This window comes from Sphingobacterium sp. NPDC055431 (assembly GCF_053644255.1).
The window spans coordinates 178,441-198,957 of record NZ_JBSHLH010000004.1 but is presented as its reverse complement, the minus strand read 5'-3'; the positions used below and the strand labels follow the sequence as shown (position 1 = coordinate 198,957).

At 39.7% G+C, this 20,517-nt stretch carries 19 protein-coding genes; 11 read left to right on the top strand and 8 right to left on the bottom strand.

Annotation, left to right across the window (positions count from 1 at the left end; all coding sequences use genetic code 11):
- The first annotated feature begins 194 nt into the window (after positions 1 to 194).
- From ACWIB3_RS06525 to ruvB, 4 genes are all read left to right on the top strand, one after another.
- Complete coding sequence (locus tag ACWIB3_RS06525; RefSeq protein WP_185212194.1) at positions 195 to 1,985, top strand: peptide MFS transporter; 1,791 nt, start codon at positions 195 to 197, stop codon at positions 1,983 to 1,985.
- A gap of 21 nt (positions 1,986 to 2,006) precedes the next feature.
- Positions 2,007 to 3,539: a peptide MFS transporter gene (locus ACWIB3_RS06520; protein WP_454291217.1), complete on the top strand. Its 1,533-nt coding sequence runs from the start codon at positions 2,007 to 2,009 to the stop codon at positions 3,537 to 3,539.
- Between the two features lie 290 nt (positions 3,540 to 3,829).
- The gene (locus ACWIB3_RS06515; RefSeq protein WP_454291216.1) at positions 3,830 to 4,564 is read left to right on the top strand and encodes a polyprenol monophosphomannose synthase; all 735 of its coding nucleotides are present in this window, start codon (positions 3,830 to 3,832) and stop codon (positions 4,562 to 4,564) included.
- A 29-nt stretch (positions 4,565 to 4,593) separates the two neighbouring features.
- Positions 4,594 to 5,616 carry a Holliday junction branch migration DNA helicase RuvB gene (ruvB, locus tag ACWIB3_RS06510; RefSeq protein ID WP_185212191.1) on the top strand — a complete coding sequence of 341 codons (1,023 nt, stop codon included), beginning with the start codon at positions 4,594 to 4,596 and terminating at the stop codon, positions 5,614 to 5,616.
- On the opposite strand, the gene ACWIB3_RS06505 is transcribed toward ruvB, so the two are convergent.
- The 3 genes from ACWIB3_RS06505 to ACWIB3_RS06495 all read right to left on the bottom strand — a co-directional run bounded on the left by ACWIB3_RS06505 (position 5,608) and on the right by ACWIB3_RS06495 (position 10,224).
- On the bottom strand, positions 5,608 to 6,165 hold the full coding sequence (locus ACWIB3_RS06505) for a hypothetical protein (protein WP_454291215.1): 558 nt from the start codon (positions 6,163 to 6,165) through the stop codon (positions 5,608 to 5,610). The genes ruvB and ACWIB3_RS06505 overlap by 9 nt on opposite strands.
- 63 nt (positions 6,166 to 6,228) lie before the next feature.
- Positions 6,229 to 8,712 (bottom strand): DPP IV N-terminal domain-containing protein, encoded by a 2,484-nt coding sequence (locus ACWIB3_RS06500; protein WP_454291214.1) that lies wholly within the window; start codon positions 8,710 to 8,712, stop codon positions 6,229 to 6,231.
- Positions 8,713 to 8,799: 87 nt separating this feature from the next.
- A complete protein-coding gene (locus ACWIB3_RS06495; RefSeq protein ID WP_454291213.1) occupies positions 8,800 to 10,224 on the bottom strand; it encodes an ATP-dependent DNA helicase in 1,425 nt (474 codons plus the stop codon).
- Between the two features lie 73 nt (positions 10,225 to 10,297).
- On the opposite strand from ACWIB3_RS06495, the gene ACWIB3_RS06490 reads away from it, so the two are divergent.
- The 3 genes from ACWIB3_RS06490 to coaD are packed head-to-tail and all read left to right on the top strand — an operon-like array spanning position 10,298 to position 12,083.
- Complete coding sequence (locus ACWIB3_RS06490; protein ID WP_454291212.1) at positions 10,298 to 11,083, top strand: DUF3822 family protein; 786 nt, start codon at positions 10,298 to 10,300, stop codon at positions 11,081 to 11,083.
- Positions 11,074 to 11,607 (top strand): 16S rRNA (guanine(966)-N(2))-methyltransferase RsmD, encoded by a 534-nt coding sequence (rsmD, locus tag ACWIB3_RS06485; RefSeq protein ID WP_313259308.1) that lies wholly within the window; start codon positions 11,074 to 11,076, stop codon positions 11,605 to 11,607. The genes ACWIB3_RS06490 and rsmD overlap by 10 nt, the downstream gene beginning before the upstream one ends.
- A 2-nt stretch (positions 11,608 to 11,609) precedes the next feature.
- On the top strand, positions 11,610 to 12,083 hold the full coding sequence (gene coaD, locus ACWIB3_RS06480) for a pantetheine-phosphate adenylyltransferase (RefSeq protein ID WP_185212185.1): 474 nt from the start codon (positions 11,610 to 11,612) through the stop codon (positions 12,081 to 12,083).
- Here coaD and ACWIB3_RS06475 read toward each other — a convergent pair.
- Positions 12,075 to 13,385, bottom strand: coding sequence for a DEAD/DEAH box helicase (locus ACWIB3_RS06475; protein WP_454291211.1), 1,311 nt, complete (start codon positions 13,383 to 13,385; stop codon positions 12,075 to 12,077). The two genes, coaD and ACWIB3_RS06475, sit on opposite strands and share 9 nt — an antisense overlap.
- Before the next feature lie 420 nt (positions 13,386 to 13,805).
- Here ACWIB3_RS06475 and ACWIB3_RS06470 point away from each other — a divergent pair, with 420 nt between their 5' ends.
- From ACWIB3_RS06470 to ACWIB3_RS06460, 3 genes are all read left to right on the top strand, one after another.
- Positions 13,806 to 14,048, top strand: coding sequence for a hypothetical protein (locus tag ACWIB3_RS06470; protein ID WP_313259304.1), 243 nt, complete (start codon positions 13,806 to 13,808; stop codon positions 14,046 to 14,048).
- 209 nt (positions 14,049 to 14,257) lie between these two features.
- Positions 14,258 to 14,482 (top strand): hypothetical protein, encoded by a 225-nt coding sequence (locus tag ACWIB3_RS06465; protein WP_313259302.1) that lies wholly within the window; start codon positions 14,258 to 14,260, stop codon positions 14,480 to 14,482.
- 487 nt (positions 14,483 to 14,969) lie between these two features.
- Positions 14,970 to 15,863 carry an OmpA family protein gene (locus tag ACWIB3_RS06460; protein WP_185212183.1) on the top strand — a complete coding sequence of 298 codons (894 nt, stop codon included), beginning with the start codon at positions 14,970 to 14,972 and terminating at the stop codon, positions 15,861 to 15,863.
- Between the two features lie 719 nt (positions 15,864 to 16,582).
- On the opposite strand, the gene ACWIB3_RS06455 is transcribed toward ACWIB3_RS06460, so the two are convergent.
- Genes ACWIB3_RS06455 through mazG form a run of 4 tightly spaced genes read right to left on the bottom strand, consistent with a single transcriptional unit; the run spans position 16,583 to position 20,099 of the window.
- Positions 16,583 to 17,356 (bottom strand): sulfite exporter TauE/SafE family protein, encoded by a 774-nt coding sequence (locus ACWIB3_RS06455; RefSeq protein WP_454291210.1) that lies wholly within the window; start codon positions 17,354 to 17,356, stop codon positions 16,583 to 16,585.
- Positions 17,346 to 18,014: an HAD family hydrolase gene (locus tag ACWIB3_RS06450; protein WP_454291209.1), complete on the bottom strand. Its 669-nt coding sequence runs from the start codon at positions 18,012 to 18,014 to the stop codon at positions 17,346 to 17,348. The genes ACWIB3_RS06455 and ACWIB3_RS06450 overlap by 11 nt, the downstream gene beginning before the upstream one ends.
- 53 nt (positions 18,015 to 18,067) lie before the next feature.
- Positions 18,068 to 19,243 carry a serine hydrolase domain-containing protein gene (locus ACWIB3_RS06445; protein WP_454291208.1) on the bottom strand — a complete coding sequence of 392 codons (1,176 nt, stop codon included), beginning with the start codon at positions 19,241 to 19,243 and terminating at the stop codon, positions 18,068 to 18,070.
- A gap of 52 nt (positions 19,244 to 19,295) precedes the next feature.
- Positions 19,296 to 20,099, bottom strand: a complete 804-nt coding sequence (gene mazG, locus ACWIB3_RS06440; RefSeq protein WP_185212179.1) for a nucleoside triphosphate pyrophosphohydrolase — start codon at positions 20,097 to 20,099, stop codon at positions 19,296 to 19,298.
- 110 nt (positions 20,100 to 20,209) lie between these two features.
- Here mazG and ACWIB3_RS06435 point away from each other — a divergent pair, with 110 nt between their 5' ends.
- Entirely contained in the window at positions 20,210 to 20,491 is a 282-nt protein-coding gene (locus ACWIB3_RS06435; protein WP_237235784.1) for a hypothetical protein, read from the top strand.
- Positions 20,492 to 20,517: the final 26 nt, after the last annotated feature.

Here is a 20,517-nt window from a genome sequence, read left to right as displayed (position 1 = left end):
TTTTAATTCATTTTGAAAAATTTTTGAAACAAATATAAAAGCCGAATCCTAACAACATTCGGCTTTTTTCATTCAAAATAATAGACCCTTAGAGGCCTTAAGAAAATTTAACCTTAAAATTGAATCCTAAGGAATCCTGAAAGTTTTTTTATTTTTACAAATTCAAACTTAGCGTTTGATTGAAATTACAGTTTATGAGTCAAGCTTCAGATGCTTCTTTTTCAGAAGAATTAGAAAAACAGGGAATCGATGGAAGCCTTGTATTAGGTCACCCATCAGGTTTATTTGTTTTGTTTTTCACAGAAATGTGGGAGCGTTTTTCCTTCTACGGAATGCGCGTGTTACTTATCAATTTTTTAACCAGTGCAATTATTTCAGGTAGTCCATTTTCCGGATGGGGTTGGGATCCAGTCCAAGCCGGTGCATTATATGGTACCTATGCCATGTTGCTGTATATCTCACCCATATTTGGTGGTATTTTAGCCGATAAGTATTTGGGGTATCGATATGCCATCGTTATCGGGGCTGCCATCATGACCCTAGGGCACCTGTTCATGGCTTTTGATACGCCGCTGTTTCTTTATCTAGGTCTCGGAGCATTGGTTGTCGGTACGGGATTCTTTAAGCCGAATATGACCTCCATATTATCCGAGATGTACAAGAAGTTCCCTCAGAAGAAAGATGCTGCCTACACCATATTCTATATGGGGGTGAATTCAGGCGCTTTCTTTGGTATGATGCTTTGTGGTTATTTAGGGGAAAAGGTCGGTTGGCATTGGGGTTTTGGTTTAGCAGGTATCTTTATGTTTTTAGGAACATTACAGTTCTGGTATGCCAAGCCAATCTTCGGAAAGGTTGGAGATAAGCCAACGGCAGAGATAAAAGCAGAAAAAGCTGAAGCTGCAGCCTTGGCAAATCCAGATGATAAACCAAATCCATTTACAAAATTAGATATCTTCCTGATTGTTATCATGACCATCCTAGGATTGGGTTATGCATTCAATGACCCACTATCTAAGATTTCAGGCATTGATATCTTCTCCAGTCTTCAGATGGGATCTATGGCTGGCCAAAATGTTGCCATATTTGCAGCATTGATCATCTTCCTGTTTGTTGTTATTTCAAGATTGTCCAGATATACAAAAGTTGTTCGAGACCGATTGATTGCCGTCATAATCTTTGCGTTTTTCGTTATCTTCTTTTGGATGTCCTTTGAGCAAGGTGCCTCTTCCTTGGTCATTTTCGCTCGGGATAGTGTCGATAGAAGTTTATCAGGAAATTCCCTAACTATTTTCAATGTGGTCAATAGCTTATTGACTATCGTTCCATTAATCTTCGTGACCTATGCGGTCACCATGCTAACCAAAAAGACTTTTGGCAAAGCACCACTTTCCAATATAGTTCAGGTGATTTGTTTTACAGCAGTATGGGGTTTAGCCTTATGGATGCTGTACCGTGAGTTCACTGCCGAATCTTCAGAAATTGCGGTTTCATGGTTTTCCATCATGAATTCCTTCTTTATCATCACATTTGCCAATTTTGTGTCTAAAATATGGGATTCCAAATATAATCCACCAGCAACCGTGAAATACGGAATGGGCTTGATTGTCATGGCGATAGGTTTCGGGTTATTGGCCTTTGGTGCAAATGGACTTCAAGAAGGCGTAAAGGTTTCTATGGTCTGGTTGATTCTGGCCTATATGTTCCATACCCTTGGCGAGCTCTGTCTTTCACCGGTAGGTCTGTCCTATGTTTCTAAACTTGCCCCTGCCAGGATGATAGGATTTATGTTCGGGATGTGGTATTTGGCATTGGCTATCGGAAATAAATTAGCGGCCATTATTGGTGGGCAAATTGAAATCATTACCAATCAGTATTCCTTGAGTACGTTTTTCTTGATATTTACCATTGTGCCGATCGGAGCTGGGATTATCGTGATGTTGCTCCACCCAATCGTGAAGAAGCTGATGCATGGCGTAAAATAGAATCTTAATACAATTAATATAATGGCTACTGAGGCGCATAAAACTCTTGAGGAGATTCAAGATTTTAAAGGCAAATATCCGAAACAGATCTGGAGACTTTTCTTTTCCGAGATGTGGGAGCGATTCTGTTTTTACGGAATGCGCGGGATGTTGGTCTTCTTTATGATTACACAACTGAATTTTGGCGAAAAAGAAGCCAATCTTCAATATGGAGCTACCCAGGCATTTGTTTATGCCTTTACCTTCATCGGGGGGCTCTTCGCAGACAAAATCCTAGGTTTCAGAAAATCCCTCTTTTTTGGAGGATTATTGATGATCGTGGGGTCTGTGTTACTAGCAATTGATACCCACCAATTTTTCTTCTTTGGTTTGGCCTTTATCATTATAGGTACAGGATTCTTCAAACCTAATATTTCAACCATGGTAGGGGAGCTCTATAAGGATAATGACAACCGCCGTGATGCCGGATTTTCACTGTTCTATGCAGGGATTAACCTAGGTGCATTTTTAGGTGGATACATCTGTGTTGCTATTGGAAAGGGCTACATGTTGAGTTCTGTCATTGATGAGGCTTACCGTTGGAATGTCGCTTTTGGTCTTGCTGCCTTAGGTATGTTGATCAGTTTGATCAATTTCCAATTTACCAAGCATGAGTTAGGACCGATTGGTCTGCAACCTGGACATCCAGATGCTATTGTTAAGACTAAGCCCCTCCCAAAATGGGTGGAATATGCCGTGTATGCGAGTACCTTGATTTTCGTGCCCTTGATCCAAGTGATGGTCTCCAAAACCGAGTACACAGACTATTTTATGTATACCATTGGTCCATTGACTTTGATCTATCTTTTCTATGAGATGTCCAAAGTCGAGAAAAAGGAACGCCATAAATTGCTTGCCGCATTGATATTCATTTTATTTTCTATTGTATTCTGGGGTATCTACGAACAGAGTGGAGGTTCATTGAGCATCTTTGCCGCCAATAACCTAAATGATTCTGTGGCAGGCGGAGCTTTCCGTTTGGACCCTAATGGAGTCAATAACTCAGGTGGGGCATTCTTCATTATTATTTTGGCACCGCTGTTTGGACTGTTATGGTTGTGGTTAGCAAAAAGGAAAATCGAACCCAATACCATTATTAAATTTGGTTTAGGCTTTATCTTCCTTGGCTTGGGCTATTATGTATTGTTCGCTACGCGTTTCTTCGCGGTTGAAGGTATGACATCCTTAGACATATTTACTGCGGCACTATTGGTGATTACGATAGGGGAGCTTTGTCTTTCACCAATAGGTCTATCCATCATGACCAAATTATCCCCAGCTAAACTACAAGGGATCATGATGGGAATGTGGTTTTTGGCCAGTGCCTATGGGCAATACGTTGCGGGTCTAATCGGAGCCAATATGGCCGAAGCCCGAGAAGGTGCATCTTTGATGGATAAGCTATTGACATATACCGAAGGCTATAAGCAATTGGGCTTATATTCCTTGATCGCAGGTGCAATCTTGATTATTCTATCTCCATACATTAAGAAATTAATGCATGGCGTAAATTAATATTTAATTCAACAATTAATCAAAGGCCGGGTGAGAAATCATCCGGCTTTTTTGTATGTGTTAATTAATCCTGTATTTGGTCTCAACGGATATCGAGCGAAACCCAGATCCCGCTCGACCATCGGAATAGATCTTGGCCCATCCTCCAATCCATTCTATCCTGGTTCTCGCCCAAATCTTGGTCCATCCTCTAATCACTTGCATCCTGGTTCAATCCCCCAATATCTTCTGGTACCGAACCCAATTGTTTGAGACTAATTGCTTAACTTTACGCCATCAAAATTTAAGGCGTGTCAGATAGCATTGTAATCATTCCTACATATAACGAAAAGGAAAACATAGAACGAATCATACGAAAGGTCTTTTCATTAGAAGTAGATTTTCATATCCTTATCGTTGATGATGGATCTCCGGATGGAACTGCAAATATCGTGAAAGAACTTCAGGCTACTGAATTCGCTGATCAGCTCTTTATCGAAGAACGAAAAGGTAAATTGGGATTAGGTACAGCCTATATCCATGGGTTCAAATGGGCTTTGCAGCGTTCGTACGAATTTATCTTCGAAATGGATGCTGATTTTAGCCATAATCCAGATGACCTGATCCGTCTGCGTGAGACCTGTAAAACAGGCGCTGCCGATATGGCGATTGGTTCCCGATATATTAAGGGTGTAAATGTAGTAAATTGGCCTATGAACAGGGTTTTGATGTCTTATTTTGCATCAGCTTATGTTCGGTTGATTACCCGGATCAAAATTCAGGATGCTACAGCAGGCTTTGTTTGTTTTAGGAGAGAGGTTCTAGAAACCATACCTTTAGACAAAATAAAGTTTGTGGGTTATGCCTTTCAAATTGAAATGAAGTTCACGGCCATACAATATGGTTTCAATGTTGTGGAAATTCCTATTATTTTTACAGATAGGACCTTAGGTACTTCAAAAATGAGCACCAAGATATTTAAAGAAGCTTTCTTTGGAGTAATCCAGATGAAAATCAATAGCTTGTTTAAAAAATACGAGAGATAATTGTTCACTAAAGATTTGTGTTCTAAGATATGAATGAAAACCTTGACCCCAATCCTGAAAGATTAACCTCGACTGATAAAGACTTGGAGAGGGTGCTTCGTCCGCAGACTTTCGAAGATTTTACCGGTCAGGCTAAGATATTGGAGAACCTTTCCATCTTTGTTAAAGCAGCTAAGCTCCGTGCCGAAGCGCTTGACCATGTACTGTTACATGGCCCTCCCGGATTAGGCAAAACTACCTTATCCCATATCATTGCCAATGAAATGGGCGTAGGGATCAAAATAACTTCAGGACCTGTATTGGATAAACCGGGCGATCTAGCTGGGCTATTGACTAATCTTGAAGAGGGAGATATTCTTTTTATTGATGAGATACACCGTTTAAGCCCCTTGGTTGAAGAATATCTGTATTCCGCAATGGAGGATTTCAAAATCGACATCATGCTCGAAACGGGTCCAAATGCACGTTCTGTGCAGATTTCTCTAAATCCTTTCACCTTAGTGGGAGCAACGACACGTTCTGGTTTATTGACAGCACCGCTAAGGGCTCGTTTTGGAATCAATTCCAGGTTGCAATATTATGATTCCAAACTATTGACGGATATCGTCATGCGTTCTGCCCAGATATTAAAGGTTCCTATTTCGGAAGAAGGGGCTTATGAAATTGCCAGAAGAAGTCGAGGAACCCCGAGGATCGCCAATGCTCTTTTGAGAAGAACACGTGACTTTGCACAAATCAAAGGAAATGGATCTATTGATAAAGCCATCGCTCAATTTGCCCTTAATGCCTTGAATGTGGATGAACATGGCTTGGATGAGATGGATAATCGTATCTTGAGTACCATTATCGAAAAATTCAAAGGTGGACCTGTAGGGCTAAAAACCATTGCCACCGCCGTGGGAGAGGATGAAGGGACCATTGAAGAAGTGTATGAACCATTCTTGATCCAAGAAGGCTATATCATGCGCACTTCAAGAGGAAGGGAATGTACGGAATTAGCTTTTAAGCATTTGGGGAAGACACATTTCAATAAAGGAAATACCTTATTTTAATCCCATTTTAGCTAATCTATTTAAGATATAGGTACCTCTGCTCCTTAAAGCAGGGGTATTTTCTTTTTCTAGGCTCAGTTCAATGATAAGCTTTAATTCTTTCGCAACCCATTCAAAAGAAGGGATTAACCTATACAGGATATCGAAGGCATTGACCTTTACAGCAACAGGACAATCGTTCAGGTCAATGATGGCAAAGCTCTTTGCCAGGATTATTTCTCTTTCTTTCTCAGTTAAGGTGATACATGTGTTGGATTTGGATAGCATCCACATCAATAGCTTAGTATAGCTCCTTAAACTGCTCCAATTTTTCAGGTCTCGATAATTTATTATCAATCTTTTATAGATAGCATTAAAGTGTTCTGGGTTCTTCAATAGGATATGTTCCATTGCCCAGGCACTGCGAAAACATAAGCGGGGATTATTCTCTTCTATACTCCATTGAAGAAGTTGATCTAGGCTGATTACCTTTAAAATTTCCTTATTTAAATCAGAAGCCCCAAAATGCATTAGGGCTTCTTTAAATTTATCTTCAGTTTTTTCGCTCATATTTTACCCACTAAAATGGATCATAAAATAAGGATAAAAACTGTTTATATAAAAATGGAATTTTTATTTGAGCGGTTTTTCCCGATTCATTTCCATCATATCGACTTCATTCATTTCAGATGCACCTAAGAGATGCTGACTGAAGTAATCTGCCATTCTCCAAAAGAAATATTCGGTCATATCGCCAAATCCATGTCTTTGACCTGGCAATAATAGGAAATCAAACCTTTTATTGGCTCTGATTAAAGCATCTACCATGCGGATTGAATTCGCTGGATGCACATTATTGTCAATATCCCCAGTTACGATCAATAATTTTCCTTTTAAATTCTTTGCCAGTTCTGTGTTCCGTTGGATATTATAGCTAAAGGTGGTGTCGCCTTTTGCACTGATTTCTTCTTTCACGCCGTGGTGCCTTTCGCTCCACCAACGGTTATAGATGTTGTTTTCATGGTTACCTGCGCCAGAAACAGCGACCTTAAAGAAATCTGGGTAGACCAACATAGCGGCCGTAGACATGAAACCTCCGCCTGAATGCCCGGTAATCCCAACTTTACTGATATCTATAAACGGATATTTATCGGCTAATTGTTCAGCTGCGACCTTTTTATCTTCCAATCCATAATCGCGAAGGTTTCCATAACCATAGGTATGGTACCATTTTGAACGGGAAGGATGTCCGCCACGGTTACCTACTGAGATCACGATAAAACCCATCTGTGCCAATCTGTCGATCCTGTCCATGGATTTTCCAAAGCTTTTGTTTACTGCTTCAGTCTGTGGTCCTGGATAAACATATTCAATGATAGGATAGGTTTTTGTTGAATCAAAGTCGAATGGCTTGTACATCACGCCATATAGGTCAGTTATCCCATCTCCAGCTTTAACCTTAAAAGGCTCAGGGAATTTATAGCCTGCTGCAAATAGGTTTGATAGATCGGTTTCTTCCAGTTTCATAATCAGCTGTCCGTTAGCATTGTATAGGTTGCTAACTGGAGCTGTATTTACCCTAGAATAATTATCAATGAAGTAATTACTGCTTTCACTGCTCACGACCTGATGGTCGAAGTCTCCCGGGGTCAATAATTTTATCGCACCACCGCTCTTATTTACGGAGTAATAATACGAATAGTAAGGATCCATGTTTTTTTCCTTACCATTCGCCTTGAAGTACAAGGTTCCTGATTCCTCATTGTAACGGGTCAAATCGTCACAGTGGAATTCACCTTTGGTGATCTGATTGATCATTCTTCCATTTTTATCATACAGATAGAAATGTCCCCAACCATCTCTCTGGGACCAATGGATAAATTGACTGCCATTATTGACGAAATAAGGCTTTTTGATATCTTGGTAAACATTCGAACGCTCTTCTAATACCGTTCTGCTGTTTCCGTTCACATTTACGGCAACAATATCTATACGCTTCAAATCGCGACTGGATCTGGCTATATAGAATTCTTCATCGTTCCCCAACCAATAGTTGATGTAATGTTTGCCTTTGTAGCTTTCTTTTGTTCTGTCCTTATTCCAGTTGCTGATCGTTTGATTTTTGAAAGCAGCTACATTGATCTGCTTTGCTTTTAATGTACTACTATCGAATAAATAAAGCTCAACTTCAGTGGAATCGGTTTCACCTGGCATCAGGTATTTGTAGGTTTCCAAGGTAGGGCGTTTTGCTGCTACATTGTTAATCACCCATAATGCGCTGTATTCTCGGTTATCTTTGCGGGTCAAAGTGAAATATTTTCCATTAGGTGACCAATTGATCCAAACAGGTTTTCTTTTTTTCTTCTCCTCATCTTCGGATTTCTTATCACCTGTCGTGACACTGTATTCATCCCCACCCCAGGCATAATATTGTACACCATCTGTGGTGATCTGATGCTCAACTATCGTGGAATCCTTCTCATCTTTTTGGGCCTTTAGGTAATTGCTATAATCCATCCAATATAGATTATAGTTCTTGGCATAATAGACCCTGCTGGTATCCGGATTGAAATTTGCCCAGAACAGTTTGGTCTTTTCCTTACTGTCTTCACCTAATTCCCTTAGATTGCTGTTGCTGATGTTATATTCGAAATAATACAGCTTCTTTTTGATGGTATCTTTCTTGTTCGTCAGCTTTTGGATTTCTTCTTTTGTTTTTACTGTATCCTTTGTGCTTTGTACTTCGAATCGAATCAGGTTTTCATTATCCATGAAACGAAGGTTCCTGATTTCTAGATGTTGTGCATCAAATGGGTTTTTGACAATGGAAGTGATCCTGGAAGCCATATCAGCATGGTCAAACAATTCAGACTTCTTTTTGGTTTTTGGATCTACCAGGTACCATTTTTTGCCTGATGGACTATTGTATTCGTACCAGAATTTATCACCAAAATTTATCCAATTGGGATTGACCTCTGTAGAGAAGATCAATTTACTAAGTTTGCTTGGTGAAAACTTAGAAGCCAATTGGTAGTTTGGTTTGGTTAAGGTAGATTTTTCTTGTCCTTGAGAAATTATAAAACTTAGCAATAGGACAAAGGTTAAAAAATGCTTCATTTGAGTAATTTAGTCAATATTTGATTCAGCGAAAATATCCAATTATTGACCCAAAAAAGAAGCTATCATGTATTATTTTTGATAGGATTAGGCTTCGTAAAACTTTTCGTTGAAATTAACCAGGAATAGCTCTTGGCTTGCACGGGTGATGGCCGTATATAACCAGCGCATGAACTCCGTGTTCAGCATTTCATCGTTCATGTAGCCTTGGTCAACGAAAACCAATGGCCACTGTCCACCCTGGGCTTTATGACAGGTTATCGCATAAGCAAACTTGATCTGTAGGGCATTGTAATAGGCGTCTTTTTTGATGGAATCCATCCTATCTTTTTTGGCAGGAATATCCTGATAATCCTCAGCGATACTGTTATACAGTTTCTGTTGTTGCTCGTAAGGAAGATTTGGAGAATCTACATAGAGACTATCCAATAAGACCCGACATCGGATTGCATCCCCTTCATTGTTGTCCATAAACTCGAGGTAGAGATCGGCAAACCTAAAGCCGTGCATCTCATGTACATTACTTACTTTCTTGATGACTGCCATATCCCCATTGGCAATAAACCCAGTGTTCTTCTCATCGTTGTCCTGTAACCAATAATAGTTATTCTTGACCACCATGATGATGTCACCACCAGTAATTTCCTCATCTCTAAAGAGGATCTGGTTTCGGATATGCTGATTATAAAGGTTTGCTGATTTATTGGAGCGGCAAATGACCATGGAGTTTTCGATGCCAAATTTATCATAGGCATAGTGCAATCCTTCAATCAGCCGCTCACCATTCATCCGAAAGATATCCTTGAAGGCTTTGGTGACAAACTGAGGATAGCTGTATTCTACAAACTCCTCATCCAATCGGATCTCATTCCTGATTTTGGTGGCATTATAGAGAATTCCTGAATTTTTGTCCTGACGGACCACATCGGTCATTTCATAGGTGAATATCTGCAAACCGAATTCTGCATTCATATATTCAGCGTCCAATGCGGGGCTCTGTTCCAAGCCTATGGGTGGCAACTGCGCCGTATCTCCAACCAGCATCAAGCAGCAGTTCTCACCGGATTGCACAAACTCGATCAGGTCATGCAATAGTCCATTGGAAAACATACTATGGCCTTCATTGCTGATCATGGATGCCTCGTCAACAATAAAAAGCGTGTTTTCGTGTATGTTTTCAGCTAAACTGAACTGCATGTCCAGGGAAACCGCATTTTTCTTTCTGTAGATTTTTTTATGGATGGTCAGTGCATTCCTGCCCGAATAGGAGGACATCACCTTTGCAGCTCGTCCAGTCGGTGCCAATAATACAGATCTCTTCTGGAATTTTGGAAGTGTTTTGACCAATGCACTGATGATGCTGGTCTTTCCTGTACCTGCATAACCTTTTAGTATAAAGCATGATTCCTCAGAAAAGGTATGCAAAAATTCCCCCAGTAGGGCAAATACCTGTTCCTGCTGTTGCGTTGCTTGGTGTGAAAACTGTTGTAAAAGGCTGTTTTTTATCTGCACAACCCAAAGTTATCCAAAAGGTTGGTCAATCCAATTTTAAAAACTAATTTTGTGTTTATACCATCTGCAAAGAATGAATTATACTTCAAAACAATTTCATATTCATTATATAACGCAATACACCCTGATCGTTAAAGCAAATTATCAGTATGATAAATTATATGTTTTGGATCAAGACAATCAACTTTTGCTGTACATGAACTTTGAAAGCCATAATCCTTCTGAAGAGGCACTCAAGCTATTGAGCTTACCTTTTCAAAATGTTTATGTCAGTATTCCAAGCCATAACCTGACTTTTGTACCGGATGACCTTTATCAAGAAGTAGATCTGGAGAAATATCAGGAATTTATGGAGAATCCTGCTCAGGAAATGAATCGCACTTCGATCGATTTCTTGCAAATCCAGGCATTTTACCAATCGGATGTATTATTGCAACACCGATGGAAAACACTTTTTCCTGACGCTAAATTTGTTCCTGAATTTAAACTCAACCTGCTTCAGGCTAGACAATTCATTCCTTTAAAAGGCGATGTGTTAGGTGTTGTTTTTGATGATAACTCAGCTGATATCTATCTATTTATAAATGGTCATTTCAAGTTTTATAATACCTTCGAGATTGTAAGCGATGATGACCTGAGTTACTTTATCTTGAACATCTTCGATAACTTTGGAATTGAAGGAAAGGTTAATAAAGTCCTATATTCTGCTATCCATGCAGACCAATCCTTTATTCAAAAACTGAGAACCTATTCTAACGAACTGATTGAAATTTCGGCAAGTAAACCAGCTGTTTCTTTAGATGATGAATCTGAGGATTACAACAAAAGCTACTTAATAGATTTACCTACATGCGAATAATAGGAGGAAAGGCTGCCGGACTGCGGTTAAACCCTCCGCAAAACCTTCCTGTAAGACCAACGACGGATATTGCAAAAGAAGCCCTGTTCAATATCTTGAACAATAGGATTGATTTTGATGGACTGGAATGCTTAGATTTATTTGCTGGAACAGGTAATATATCCTTTGAATTGGCGTCTCGAGGGGTTAAGAAGGTAAATGCTGTGGACTTGCATGGAAAATGTGTCCTATATATTTCGGAGACTTCTAAAAAATTAGATCTTTCCCAGATCAAGGCTAGAAAGGCTGATGTTTTTAAGTTTATTAAAGCGGATAAGGAAAGCTATGATTTGATTTTTGCAGATCCTCCCTATGATTTAGGTCAATTGCCGATGTTGGCTTCCATGGTTCTTGAAAATAACCTCTTAAAGGATGGAGGTCTTTTGATTGTCGAACATCCTAGTAACCGCAAAATGATCGATCACCCCAATTTTGTCGAAACCAGGCAATATGGGAATTCCTCATTTAGCTTTTATTCTAAATAATTATGAAAATAGCTGTCTTTCCAGGATCCTTTGATCCTTTCACCATTGCCCATCAGGATTTAATAAAAAGAGCATTGCCTCTCTTTGATAAGATATATATTGCTATTGGTGTAAATAGTTCCAAGGTGGGAATGATGGATGTAGAAAGCCGCCGATCTTCAATTACGGACCTTTATAGAGACAATGATCAAGTGGAGGTCGAATTCTATAATGGTCTGACCGTTGATTACTGTGAATCTATTGGAGCTAATTTTATTTTAAGGGGTCTGCGAAATGGTACCGATCTCGATTACGAAAATATCATTGCTCAGAACAATTTGTTATTGGCCCCTCAGATCGAGACTTACTTTTTGGTAAGCAGGAGCGGAGAGGCTCATATTTCTTCTACTATTGTTCGCGATATCTGGAAAAACAATGGAGATATCAGTCACCTTGTTCCCGATATCATCCTGCAGTATATCAAGAAATTAGATTAGGTTTATCCTGACTTTTTGTCCCTTGATTTTACCGTTAGTGCCATTTTTGACAACCTTATTGGCGACTTCTGAACGGATAGCCACATAGGAATCATGAGGTTTCACTACGATCAAACCTAAATCATCTTTGCTAATCTCGGGTAAGTTCAAGATATATCCTACGATATCGATCTTGTTGACCTTCTGTTTCTTCCCGGCATTGATCCTTAAGGTCTTAAATTCTGGTTCTTCAGGAATAGGATAGAAGCCATCCAATTCAAGGGTCTCCGCACCTTCTAGATAATGAGCTGCGCGATCCTCATCGGTCAGGATACCATATACATAGCCCTTTTGTCCATTTCTGCCTGCACGTCCGTTTCTATGGATAAATTCATCCTCCTTATAAGGGAATTGATAGTGTACCACATGGTTCATTTCAGGGATATCCAAACCTCTGGCGGCTAAATCCGTGGTCACCAAAATGTTCTGGCTGCCATTCTTGATCTTAATGATTGTCAACTCACGGACAAACTGTTCCAATCCTCCATGGTAAGGAATGCTCTCGATCCCTTTCCCTTCCAATATCTCGGAAATATTATCTACAGCTTCCCTATGGTTACAGAAAACCAAAACCCGTTCGTTCCCAATTTTACAAAGCAATTTGAACAGGGACTCCAGTTTTAATTTAGTACTGCTCATGACCTTATAGTAAGTCAGGTCTGGTCTTAAACCGTGGTTATCTACATAATCCAATTTAATTGGGTCATTCAATTCCAGGAACGCTGGAATCTCTTCCATATCTGTTGCAGATGTCAGGATCTTATGCTTCACATCTCTACATGCCCTGACGATATAGCTTAATTGGTCCTGGAAACCTAATTCCAGTGATTTATCGAATTCATCCAATACCAATGTATGGCAACCTTCCAAAAGTGTAGGAACGCGGTCGATATGATAGATGATCCTTCCGGGAGTACCGATGATCAAAGTAGGTTGCTGTTTTATTTTATCTTTCTCCAGTTGGCTGTTGTTTCCGCCATATAATAAGGCAACATTGATAGCACTGTTCATTTGCTTGATAACCGATTCGATCTGCAATGCTAGCTCACGAGTAGGCACAACGATCATGGCTTTAGTACCTTTACTGATGTTGTCACCCAATAATTTGAACAATAACAAACTAAATGCTAGTGTCTTACCAGAACCAGTAGGAGATAGGAGTACAAGGTCACGGGATGTACTGAACTCTTTTAATACCTCTTCCTGCATAGGATTTAGTGCTTCGATGTTCAGATTTTTTAGATAGGTGTTCAAATGTTGCATGGACAAAATTATCATTAATGATCGGTATTTAAGCTTCCTAAGCTAAATTGAGCAAAAAAATTATAGGTTTGATTTTTTGGCATAGGTTTTGAGTATAAGATAGTATTCATAATTTAGGTTAATAATTGGTTAGTTAAGGATTGAAATCTCCCCGATTTCAATCCTTTTTTCTTTGAGACTAATTTGACCTTATTCGAGGCATATTCCGAAAATTCGCAAAATGGATAAAATAATTTCAAACAGATGTTCGAATGTGTCCCGACTATGTCTCGAATAAGGATAAGATAGAAACTATGCAATCGACAGAATTTTATCCTCCTTTGGGAAGGTAATTGGTGAACTATTCTTTCCTTCGGTTAGCACCTAATTGTTATCCTGACGTAGGAAGGATCTCGGAACAATGAAAACCTAAATTTAGCTATGATTGTCTTGGTGAATAGTTCCTTTACCTTCGGTTGCCACCAAATTGTCGTCCTGACGCAGGAAGGATCTCGGAACAATGAAAACCTAAATTTAGTTATGATTGCATTGGCGTACAGTTCACAATTCTTCAGTTACCACCAAATTGTCGTCCTGACGCAGGAAGGATCTCGGAACAATGCGAACCTAAATTTAGCTATGATTGCATTGGCGTACAGTTCCTGTACCTTCGGACCAGAATGACAGGCAGTTTTGGGAGGAGAAACGTACAGATTCCTCACTGATCGTTCAGAATCAACATGCGCTAAAGAGGGATTCAGAGTGAAACGAAGAATCTATTGTTGTTAATTTTAGGAATGCTGTCATCGTGAGTAGAGCGAACGAACTATTTTTCTTTCTTCGGGAAGATATTTGGAACAACATTTCGTTGAACAATCCGATTTTCTACAAAGATGTCACCCCTTCCAGGGGTTCTCAATTTATACAAACAACAATCCTTCCGCAGGAAGTCCTTTAGCAACCGGCTCATTTCCAGTGGCGGAGAGATGGAAAGAATGCCGATGCCCCGTGCGATGGGATTGGCCTTGGGATGCTTCCTTCAAAATTCTCCATCAAAAAGGAGAGTTTTGAAGGAAGATATCCCCGACAACAAGGCATTCTTGTCCATGTGCGGATGACCGTGCGAAAAGCCACCTTAAATGGGCCGAAGCGTTTTGGTTACTTTTGGGCTTCAAAAGTAACGGAGAATAAGTATTTTTTTCCTTAACTTAATGACATTGCCCGATGGGGTTCCTATCTCTAAATTTCAATACCCATTTTCTTATTACTTACCTACCTATGTCATCACATTCTAATAAAAATTACATGCCTTTGTTACTTGTCCATTACCAAAAAACAAATTGCTTTACAGCTTACCCTTGATGGAATTGAATAGGATGTATTTTTTATTGTTTTGTAATAAAACTATAAGATTTTCTTTTGGTTTATTCAAAGGAAAGAGCTTAAATTTAAAATAAAATATTTTTAAATATTCGCTGCTTATAGGGGTAAAACAGGGGATTATTTAGAAAATCTGTTTTGGCGGAATGCTAATTTTGCATAAAAGGCATTCCTTTTGCTTAACAGTAGCGTAACATTATAAGAATACAAATAAAATCAAGCGTTATGATTAAAAGAATTAGCGTACCATTACTGTTGATGTCAGCCTTGTTTATTACCTCATGTGGTGTAAGCAAGAAGACTCACCGAGCTTTGGAAGCTCAATATAAGGAACTGGGTGATAAATATAATCAGAGTCAGTTAGACCTTGCAGAAAGTAAAACCAGAGTGAAGAGCTTGGAGGAACAACTTGAGCAAGAACGCAAGAACAATGCGGGCTTAAGAGAGGCCTTAGCTAAACTTCAGGGAACATTGGATAACAGTATCAACCAAAATACCCAAGGAAATGTCAATATTTCCAAATTGGTCGATGAAATCAATGCTTCCAATAAATACATTCAGCACTTAGTAAACACCAAACAAAAAAGTGATTCACTTAATATGGTGTTGACAAACAACTTGACACGTTCATTAAGTCGTGAAGAAATGAACGATGTGGATGTTCAAGTATTAAAAGGTGTGGTTTATATTTCATTGTCTGATAATATGTTATATAAGTCAGGTAGTTATGAGATTTCAGACCGTGCAGGAGAGACCTTGTCGAAAATTGCCAAGATCATCCAAGATTACAAAGATTACGATGTGCTGATCGAAGGTAATACCGATACGGATCCGATCTCAAAGCCTAATATCCGCAACAACTGGGATTTAAGTACATTGAGAGCCTCATCAGTCGTTCAAGCATTGCAGAACACCTATGGAGTTGATCCTAAGCGTTTGACAGCCGGTGGACGTGGTGAATATAACCCTGTCGCCAGCAACGCCAGCGCAGATGGTAAATCTAAAAACCGTAGAACACAGATTATCATTACCCCTAAACTGGATCAGTTTATGGAGTTGATCGATAAAGCTCCTGAAACCGAAAATTCAGAAGTTCCGGTGGATACAACATCATTTTAATAAAAACCAAAAAGGGAGTCGTAGAAGACTCCCTTTTGGTTTTTAGACATAAGACAATAGACACAAGAAATTAGAACTTTCTTGTGTCTTTTTTTGTTTAAACCAGGATGGAAAGGATGTGAGGATGGGCCAAGATCTGGATTTGAACCAGGATTAAAGGGATTAGGGAAGTGTTTTTTGTTTACTCTTATTCTGAACGATCAGTGAGGAATCTGTACGATTCTCCACCAAAATGTCCTGTCATTCTGGACCGAAGGTCCAGGACCTGTACGCCAATACAAACTATATTTTAGATTCAAATTAACTATAGTTCCGAGATGTTTTGTGCCTAAACATGACAGGCATGGAGACAATAAAAGGCATGGTTCCGAGATGTTTCGTACCTCAACATGACAGGCAAGGGGACAATAAAAGGCATAGTTCCGAGATGTTTCGTGCCTCAACATGACTGGCGCAGGGAAAATAATAGGCATAGTTCCGAGATGTTTCGTGCCTCAACATGACTGGCGCGGGGAAAATAATAGGCATAGTTCCGAGATGTTTCGTGCCTAAACATGACAGGTGTGGGGATAATAAAGGGTATGGTTCCTAGATATTTCGTGCCTCAACATGATGGATTTGAGGATAATAAAAGGTATGTTTCCGAGATTTTTCGTGCCTCAATATTTCTGATGGTGAAAATGCTCTAATGTCTTATGTCTTGTGTCTTATGTCTAAAATCACCCAAACATCAACATCAGCGATGATATAATCACCAATGCCAGAATGACGATCTTAAATTCTTTTTCAGGAATGATCTTGACCAGTTTTATGCCGATGTAGCCTCCTAGAAGAATAAAAGGAATGGCAAGGCAATTTAGGATGATGCCTTCCCAGGTCAGGTTTTTCCAGACAAAAAGCTGGAGGGGTATCTTGGAGAAGTTGAGGATCATGATAAACCAAGCTCCGGTTGCGACCAAGGTTACTTTGTTGAGCTTGCGGGTCAGCAGGTAAATGGTGAGGGCTGGACCTGCGGCATTTCCGATCATCGTTGAGAACCCGACCAAGAGACCGAAGGAAGGAGAATACCACCAATTGTCGGTGAAATCCTTAGCGTCCTGGTTTTTCTTGGCTTTGTTGGTTCCCCAGATCATCAACAGGACGGAGATAAAGATACAGGCCCCCATGATAAACTTAAAGGTGCCATCGTCTATATATTCTCCGACAAAGAGACCTATTAAGAGTCCGATCATTGAAAAGGGGAGCATGGATTTAATTTCGGACCAAATAAATTGTTTCCTATAATAGATCACCGCAAGGAGATCTGCCATGCAGAGGAGAATCAGAACGATCCCTGTAGAGAATTTGGCTCCAAAAAGAAGAGCAAACATTGGGATCGTAAAAGTTCCTACGTTCTGGATGCCGGTTTTAGAAACGCCAATGAGCATGGCACAGAAAAAGTAGAGTATCCATGCAGCTGGAGTTGGGATCAGTTCTAATGCATTATCCCACATTCTCTTTGTAAAGTGATTTTAGCCTGTCGACATTCATGTATTTATAGTCGTCGATATATTCGAGACAAACAGGCAGATCTTCTTTCTTATGGGAACTTAGGACCCCAATGACATTCATATTGGCATTTAGGCCAGCAGTAACACCGGAAAAAGAATCTTCAAATACAAAACAGTTTTGCGGATCCATATTCAGGTTATTTGATGATTTCAGGTAAACTTCAGGATGAGGTTTGTGCAGTTCCACATTTTCGGATCCGAGGGTTGACTTAAAGAAACTACGGATGTCCAGGGCGTCCAATATCAAGTCCATATTAGCACGTGGAGCGGAGGTCGCAACTCCCAGTTTAATGTCGTTGTCTATTAAGTTGCTCAGGAAATCTGGTAGGAAGGGGATTGGTTTCGCTTCCACTTTATATATTTCCCTGAACAGGCCTTCTTTTTCCATTTCAAGGTTTAAAAGTTCCTGTCCTGCAATGGGTCTTTTAAAGAAGTGGGTAAATATATAGCTATTATGTTTGCCATACATATGTTTTTCAAACTCCTCATCGGAATAAGGGATTTGGTACTTATCAAAAAATGCTTCAAAGGCTTTGGCGTGGTATGGATTAGTGTGGGCAATTACACCATCCATATCAAAGATGACGGCTAATTCTTTCATTGGGGCAAAAATACAAATATTATCTTTAAAACTGCTTTAATTCAGTAGTTTGGCTAATTTTCTTTGATTCTGTCGCCAAGCATGATATAGGCTTGGTCAATGAAATTATAAAATGCGGAATCTGGATTGGATCTTGGCTTGCCACCGATGCCATGACCTAAACGAACAATGATCAAGTCATCCTGCGGGATCGAAATAACATATTGGCCAAGGTGGCCATCCATATAGAAATAATCTTTGTCCTTGTATTTACCAATCCACCAGCCATATCCATATTCCGGAGAGTCCGCAAAGGTATTGGTGACAGATTGTTTGATATAGGCAGAGTCCAAAAGCTGCTGACCATTCCAGTTTCCGTGGTCCATGTACAATTTGCCGAATCGGGCAAAGTCGCGGGCATTGGAAGCTACACAGCAATAGGCTTTTTCAATTCCGTGTTTTTTGCTGTCAACCTGCCAAAGTGCAGTATGCTCAGCGCCCATTGGCTTCCAGAAATATTGGGAAAGCAATTCCGATAAGCTCTTTTTCGTAGCTCGTTGTAACGCTATTCCAAGTAATTGGGTATCTCCGCTTTTATAGATGAACTTTTGTCCCGGTTGGTTGTTGATGGGAAGCTGGTCTAAAGTTCCAACGATATCTTTATCAAAGTACAATCTTGTTGTGATGGAAAATGGGTCGTAATAGCTTTCGTCCCATTTCATACCGGAGCTCATGGAAACGAGATCAACCATTTTAAGTGAGTCTGCATAGGGACCGATCAGTTCTGGAACAAAATCCTTGACTTTCTGTTGCAAGCTCTTTACCTGTCCGCTTTCAATTGTTTTTCCCAAGAGGGCGGCGACCATGCTTTTGGCCATGGAGAAAGAGTTGGATCGGGAGGAATCAGAATATCCTCCATAATACTCTTCAAACCAGATACTGTCTTTATGGATGATCATATAGGCCACAGATTTCCATCTGTCATGAATGCTCCTCAAGCTATCGGTTATTTTAACGCTATTATATTCTTTGGAGATGTTCCAGGGCTGCGGGGTTCCGGTTTCAATTTCATGGTTGTCGAAAAAGCGGTAATCATCGAGATAGGCCGTTTTATGGCCATGTAGGTAAGTGACATAGACCCCTTTGAGCAGGAAGTCTTTTCCGGTGGCATATAAATACACAACGGCGATGAGGAGAACCGACACAATGACGATTCCCAACCATTTAAGGAGCTTCAAAATAATTTGCATACGACAGGTTTTGTACCGTATTAAAGTTATCAAGAAAAAAACACAAGTACAATTATTTCAGCTTTTTAGCTTCGTTCCAGTACACATCCATTTCTTCCAGGGTCATGTCCTTTAATACCTGTCCGTTCTTGGCCGCTTGGGTTTCTAGATAGGTAAAACGATGGATAAATTTTTTATTGGTTTTTTCCAATGCATTTTCCGGATTGATACCGATATGTCGAGCATAATTGATCAAGGAGAATAGAAGGTCACCAAATTCCTCTTCCGCTTTTTCTGCATTGATAGTTCCGTTTTTAAGGTCAAATTCAGCTTTGAATTCCGCTAATTCTTCCTCGACTTTATTCCAGACTTCGGTTTTATCTTCCCAATCAAATCCTACACCACGAACCTTATCTTGTATCCGGTAAGCTTTAACCAGAGCTGGAAGGCTTTGCGGTACTCCCTGAAGGACGGATTTGTTTCCTTCTTTAAGTTTGATGGCTTCCCAGTTCTGCTTTACATCTTCATCATCCTTTACTTCCGTATCCGAATAGATGTGTGGATGTCGTATGATCAGTTTGTCACATACCGCGTTTAGGACATCTACGATGTTGAACCTGTTTTCTTCCGCTGCAATTCGAGCATAGAATACCAAGTGCATCATTATATCACCCAACTCTTTTTTTATTTCTTCATAGTCTTTTTCAAGGATTGCATCCGTAAGTTCGTACAGCTCCTCAATGGTCAGGTGCCTTAAAGATTCCATAGTCTGTTTTTTGTCCCAGGGACATTCAATCCTTAATGTATTCAGGACTTCGAGTAATCTTTCAAAGGCTTCTGAAGCTGTATTTTTTGCTGGAGGAGGTGTGTGAGCCATAGTGAGGAAATAAATTAAATGATCATTTTGAAACAATAGCCAAAGTTATGTGTTTTTAAAGAAACGTACATTAAGAATATAAAATGGATAAAACATTTAAATATGCAACAATGACAGAAGCTTTAGATAATCTGTCGAAGAATGGGTATTCAATTGATTATAATGTTGAGTTTGATAAACTTTCGGATGAGGCTGCAGTTTATGAAATTGATGTGCTTTATCGCTATGAAGGCGAGTCAGATCCGGCAGATGAATCATCGGTCTATGGTATCCGGAATACCAAGACAGGGGAGAAGGGCGTATTTGTTGCCGGAAACCTATCGTTGATCGAAGGTAAAAAGAGGGATATAATTTTAGATTTAGAAATGAAATACAAGCAGCATCATCATTAAAATGAGCTGTTGATTAACACAAAGCC

Excerpts from the sequence above, each read along its gene's own strand:
- ACWIB3_RS06525 (WP_185212194.1), top strand. The coding sequence starts at position 195 with ATGAGTCAAGCTTCAGATGCTTCTTTTTCAGAAGAATTAGAAAAACAG.
- ACWIB3_RS06520 (WP_454291217.1), top strand. The coding sequence starts at position 2,007 with ATGGCTACTGAGGCGCATAAAACTCTTGAGGAGATTCAAGATTTTAAA.
- ruvB (WP_185212191.1), top strand. The coding sequence starts at position 4,594 with ATGAATGAAAACCTTGACCCCAATCCTGAAAGATTAACCTCGACTGAT.
- ACWIB3_RS06505 (WP_454291215.1), bottom strand. The coding sequence starts at position 6,165 with ATGAGCGAAAAAACTGAAGATAAATTTAAAGAAGCCCTAATGCATTTT.
- ACWIB3_RS06500 (WP_454291214.1), bottom strand. The coding sequence starts at position 8,712 with ATGAAGCATTTTTTAACCTTTGTCCTATTGCTAAGTTTTATAATTTCT.
- ACWIB3_RS06490 (WP_454291212.1), top strand. The coding sequence starts at position 10,298 with ATGAATTATACTTCAAAACAATTTCATATTCATTATATAACGCAATAC.
- rsmD (WP_313259308.1), top strand. The coding sequence starts at position 11,074 with ATGCGAATAATAGGAGGAAAGGCTGCCGGACTGCGGTTAAACCCTCCG.
- coaD (WP_185212185.1), top strand. The coding sequence starts at position 11,610 with ATGAAAATAGCTGTCTTTCCAGGATCCTTTGATCCTTTCACCATTGCC.
- ACWIB3_RS06475 (WP_454291211.1), bottom strand. The coding sequence starts at position 13,385 with ATGCAACATTTGAACACCTATCTAAAAAATCTGAACATCGAAGCACTA.
- ACWIB3_RS06470 (WP_313259304.1), top strand. The coding sequence starts at position 13,806 with ATGATTGTCTTGGTGAATAGTTCCTTTACCTTCGGTTGCCACCAAATT.
- ACWIB3_RS06465 (WP_313259302.1), top strand. The coding sequence starts at position 14,258 with ATGTCACCCCTTCCAGGGGTTCTCAATTTATACAAACAACAATCCTTC.
- ACWIB3_RS06460 (WP_185212183.1), top strand. The coding sequence starts at position 14,970 with ATGATTAAAAGAATTAGCGTACCATTACTGTTGATGTCAGCCTTGTTT.
- ACWIB3_RS06455 (WP_454291210.1), bottom strand. The coding sequence starts at position 17,356 with ATGTGGGATAATGCATTAGAACTGATCCCAACTCCAGCTGCATGGATA.
- ACWIB3_RS06450 (WP_454291209.1), bottom strand. The coding sequence starts at position 18,014 with ATGAAAGAATTAGCCGTCATCTTTGATATGGATGGTGTAATTGCCCAC.
- ACWIB3_RS06445 (WP_454291208.1), bottom strand. The coding sequence starts at position 19,243 with ATGCAAATTATTTTGAAGCTCCTTAAATGGTTGGGAATCGTCATTGTG.
- mazG (WP_185212179.1), bottom strand. The coding sequence starts at position 20,099 with ATGGCTCACACACCTCCTCCAGCAAAAAATACAGCTTCAGAAGCCTTT.
- ACWIB3_RS06435 (WP_237235784.1), top strand. The coding sequence starts at position 20,210 with ATGACAGAAGCTTTAGATAATCTGTCGAAGAATGGGTATTCAATTGAT.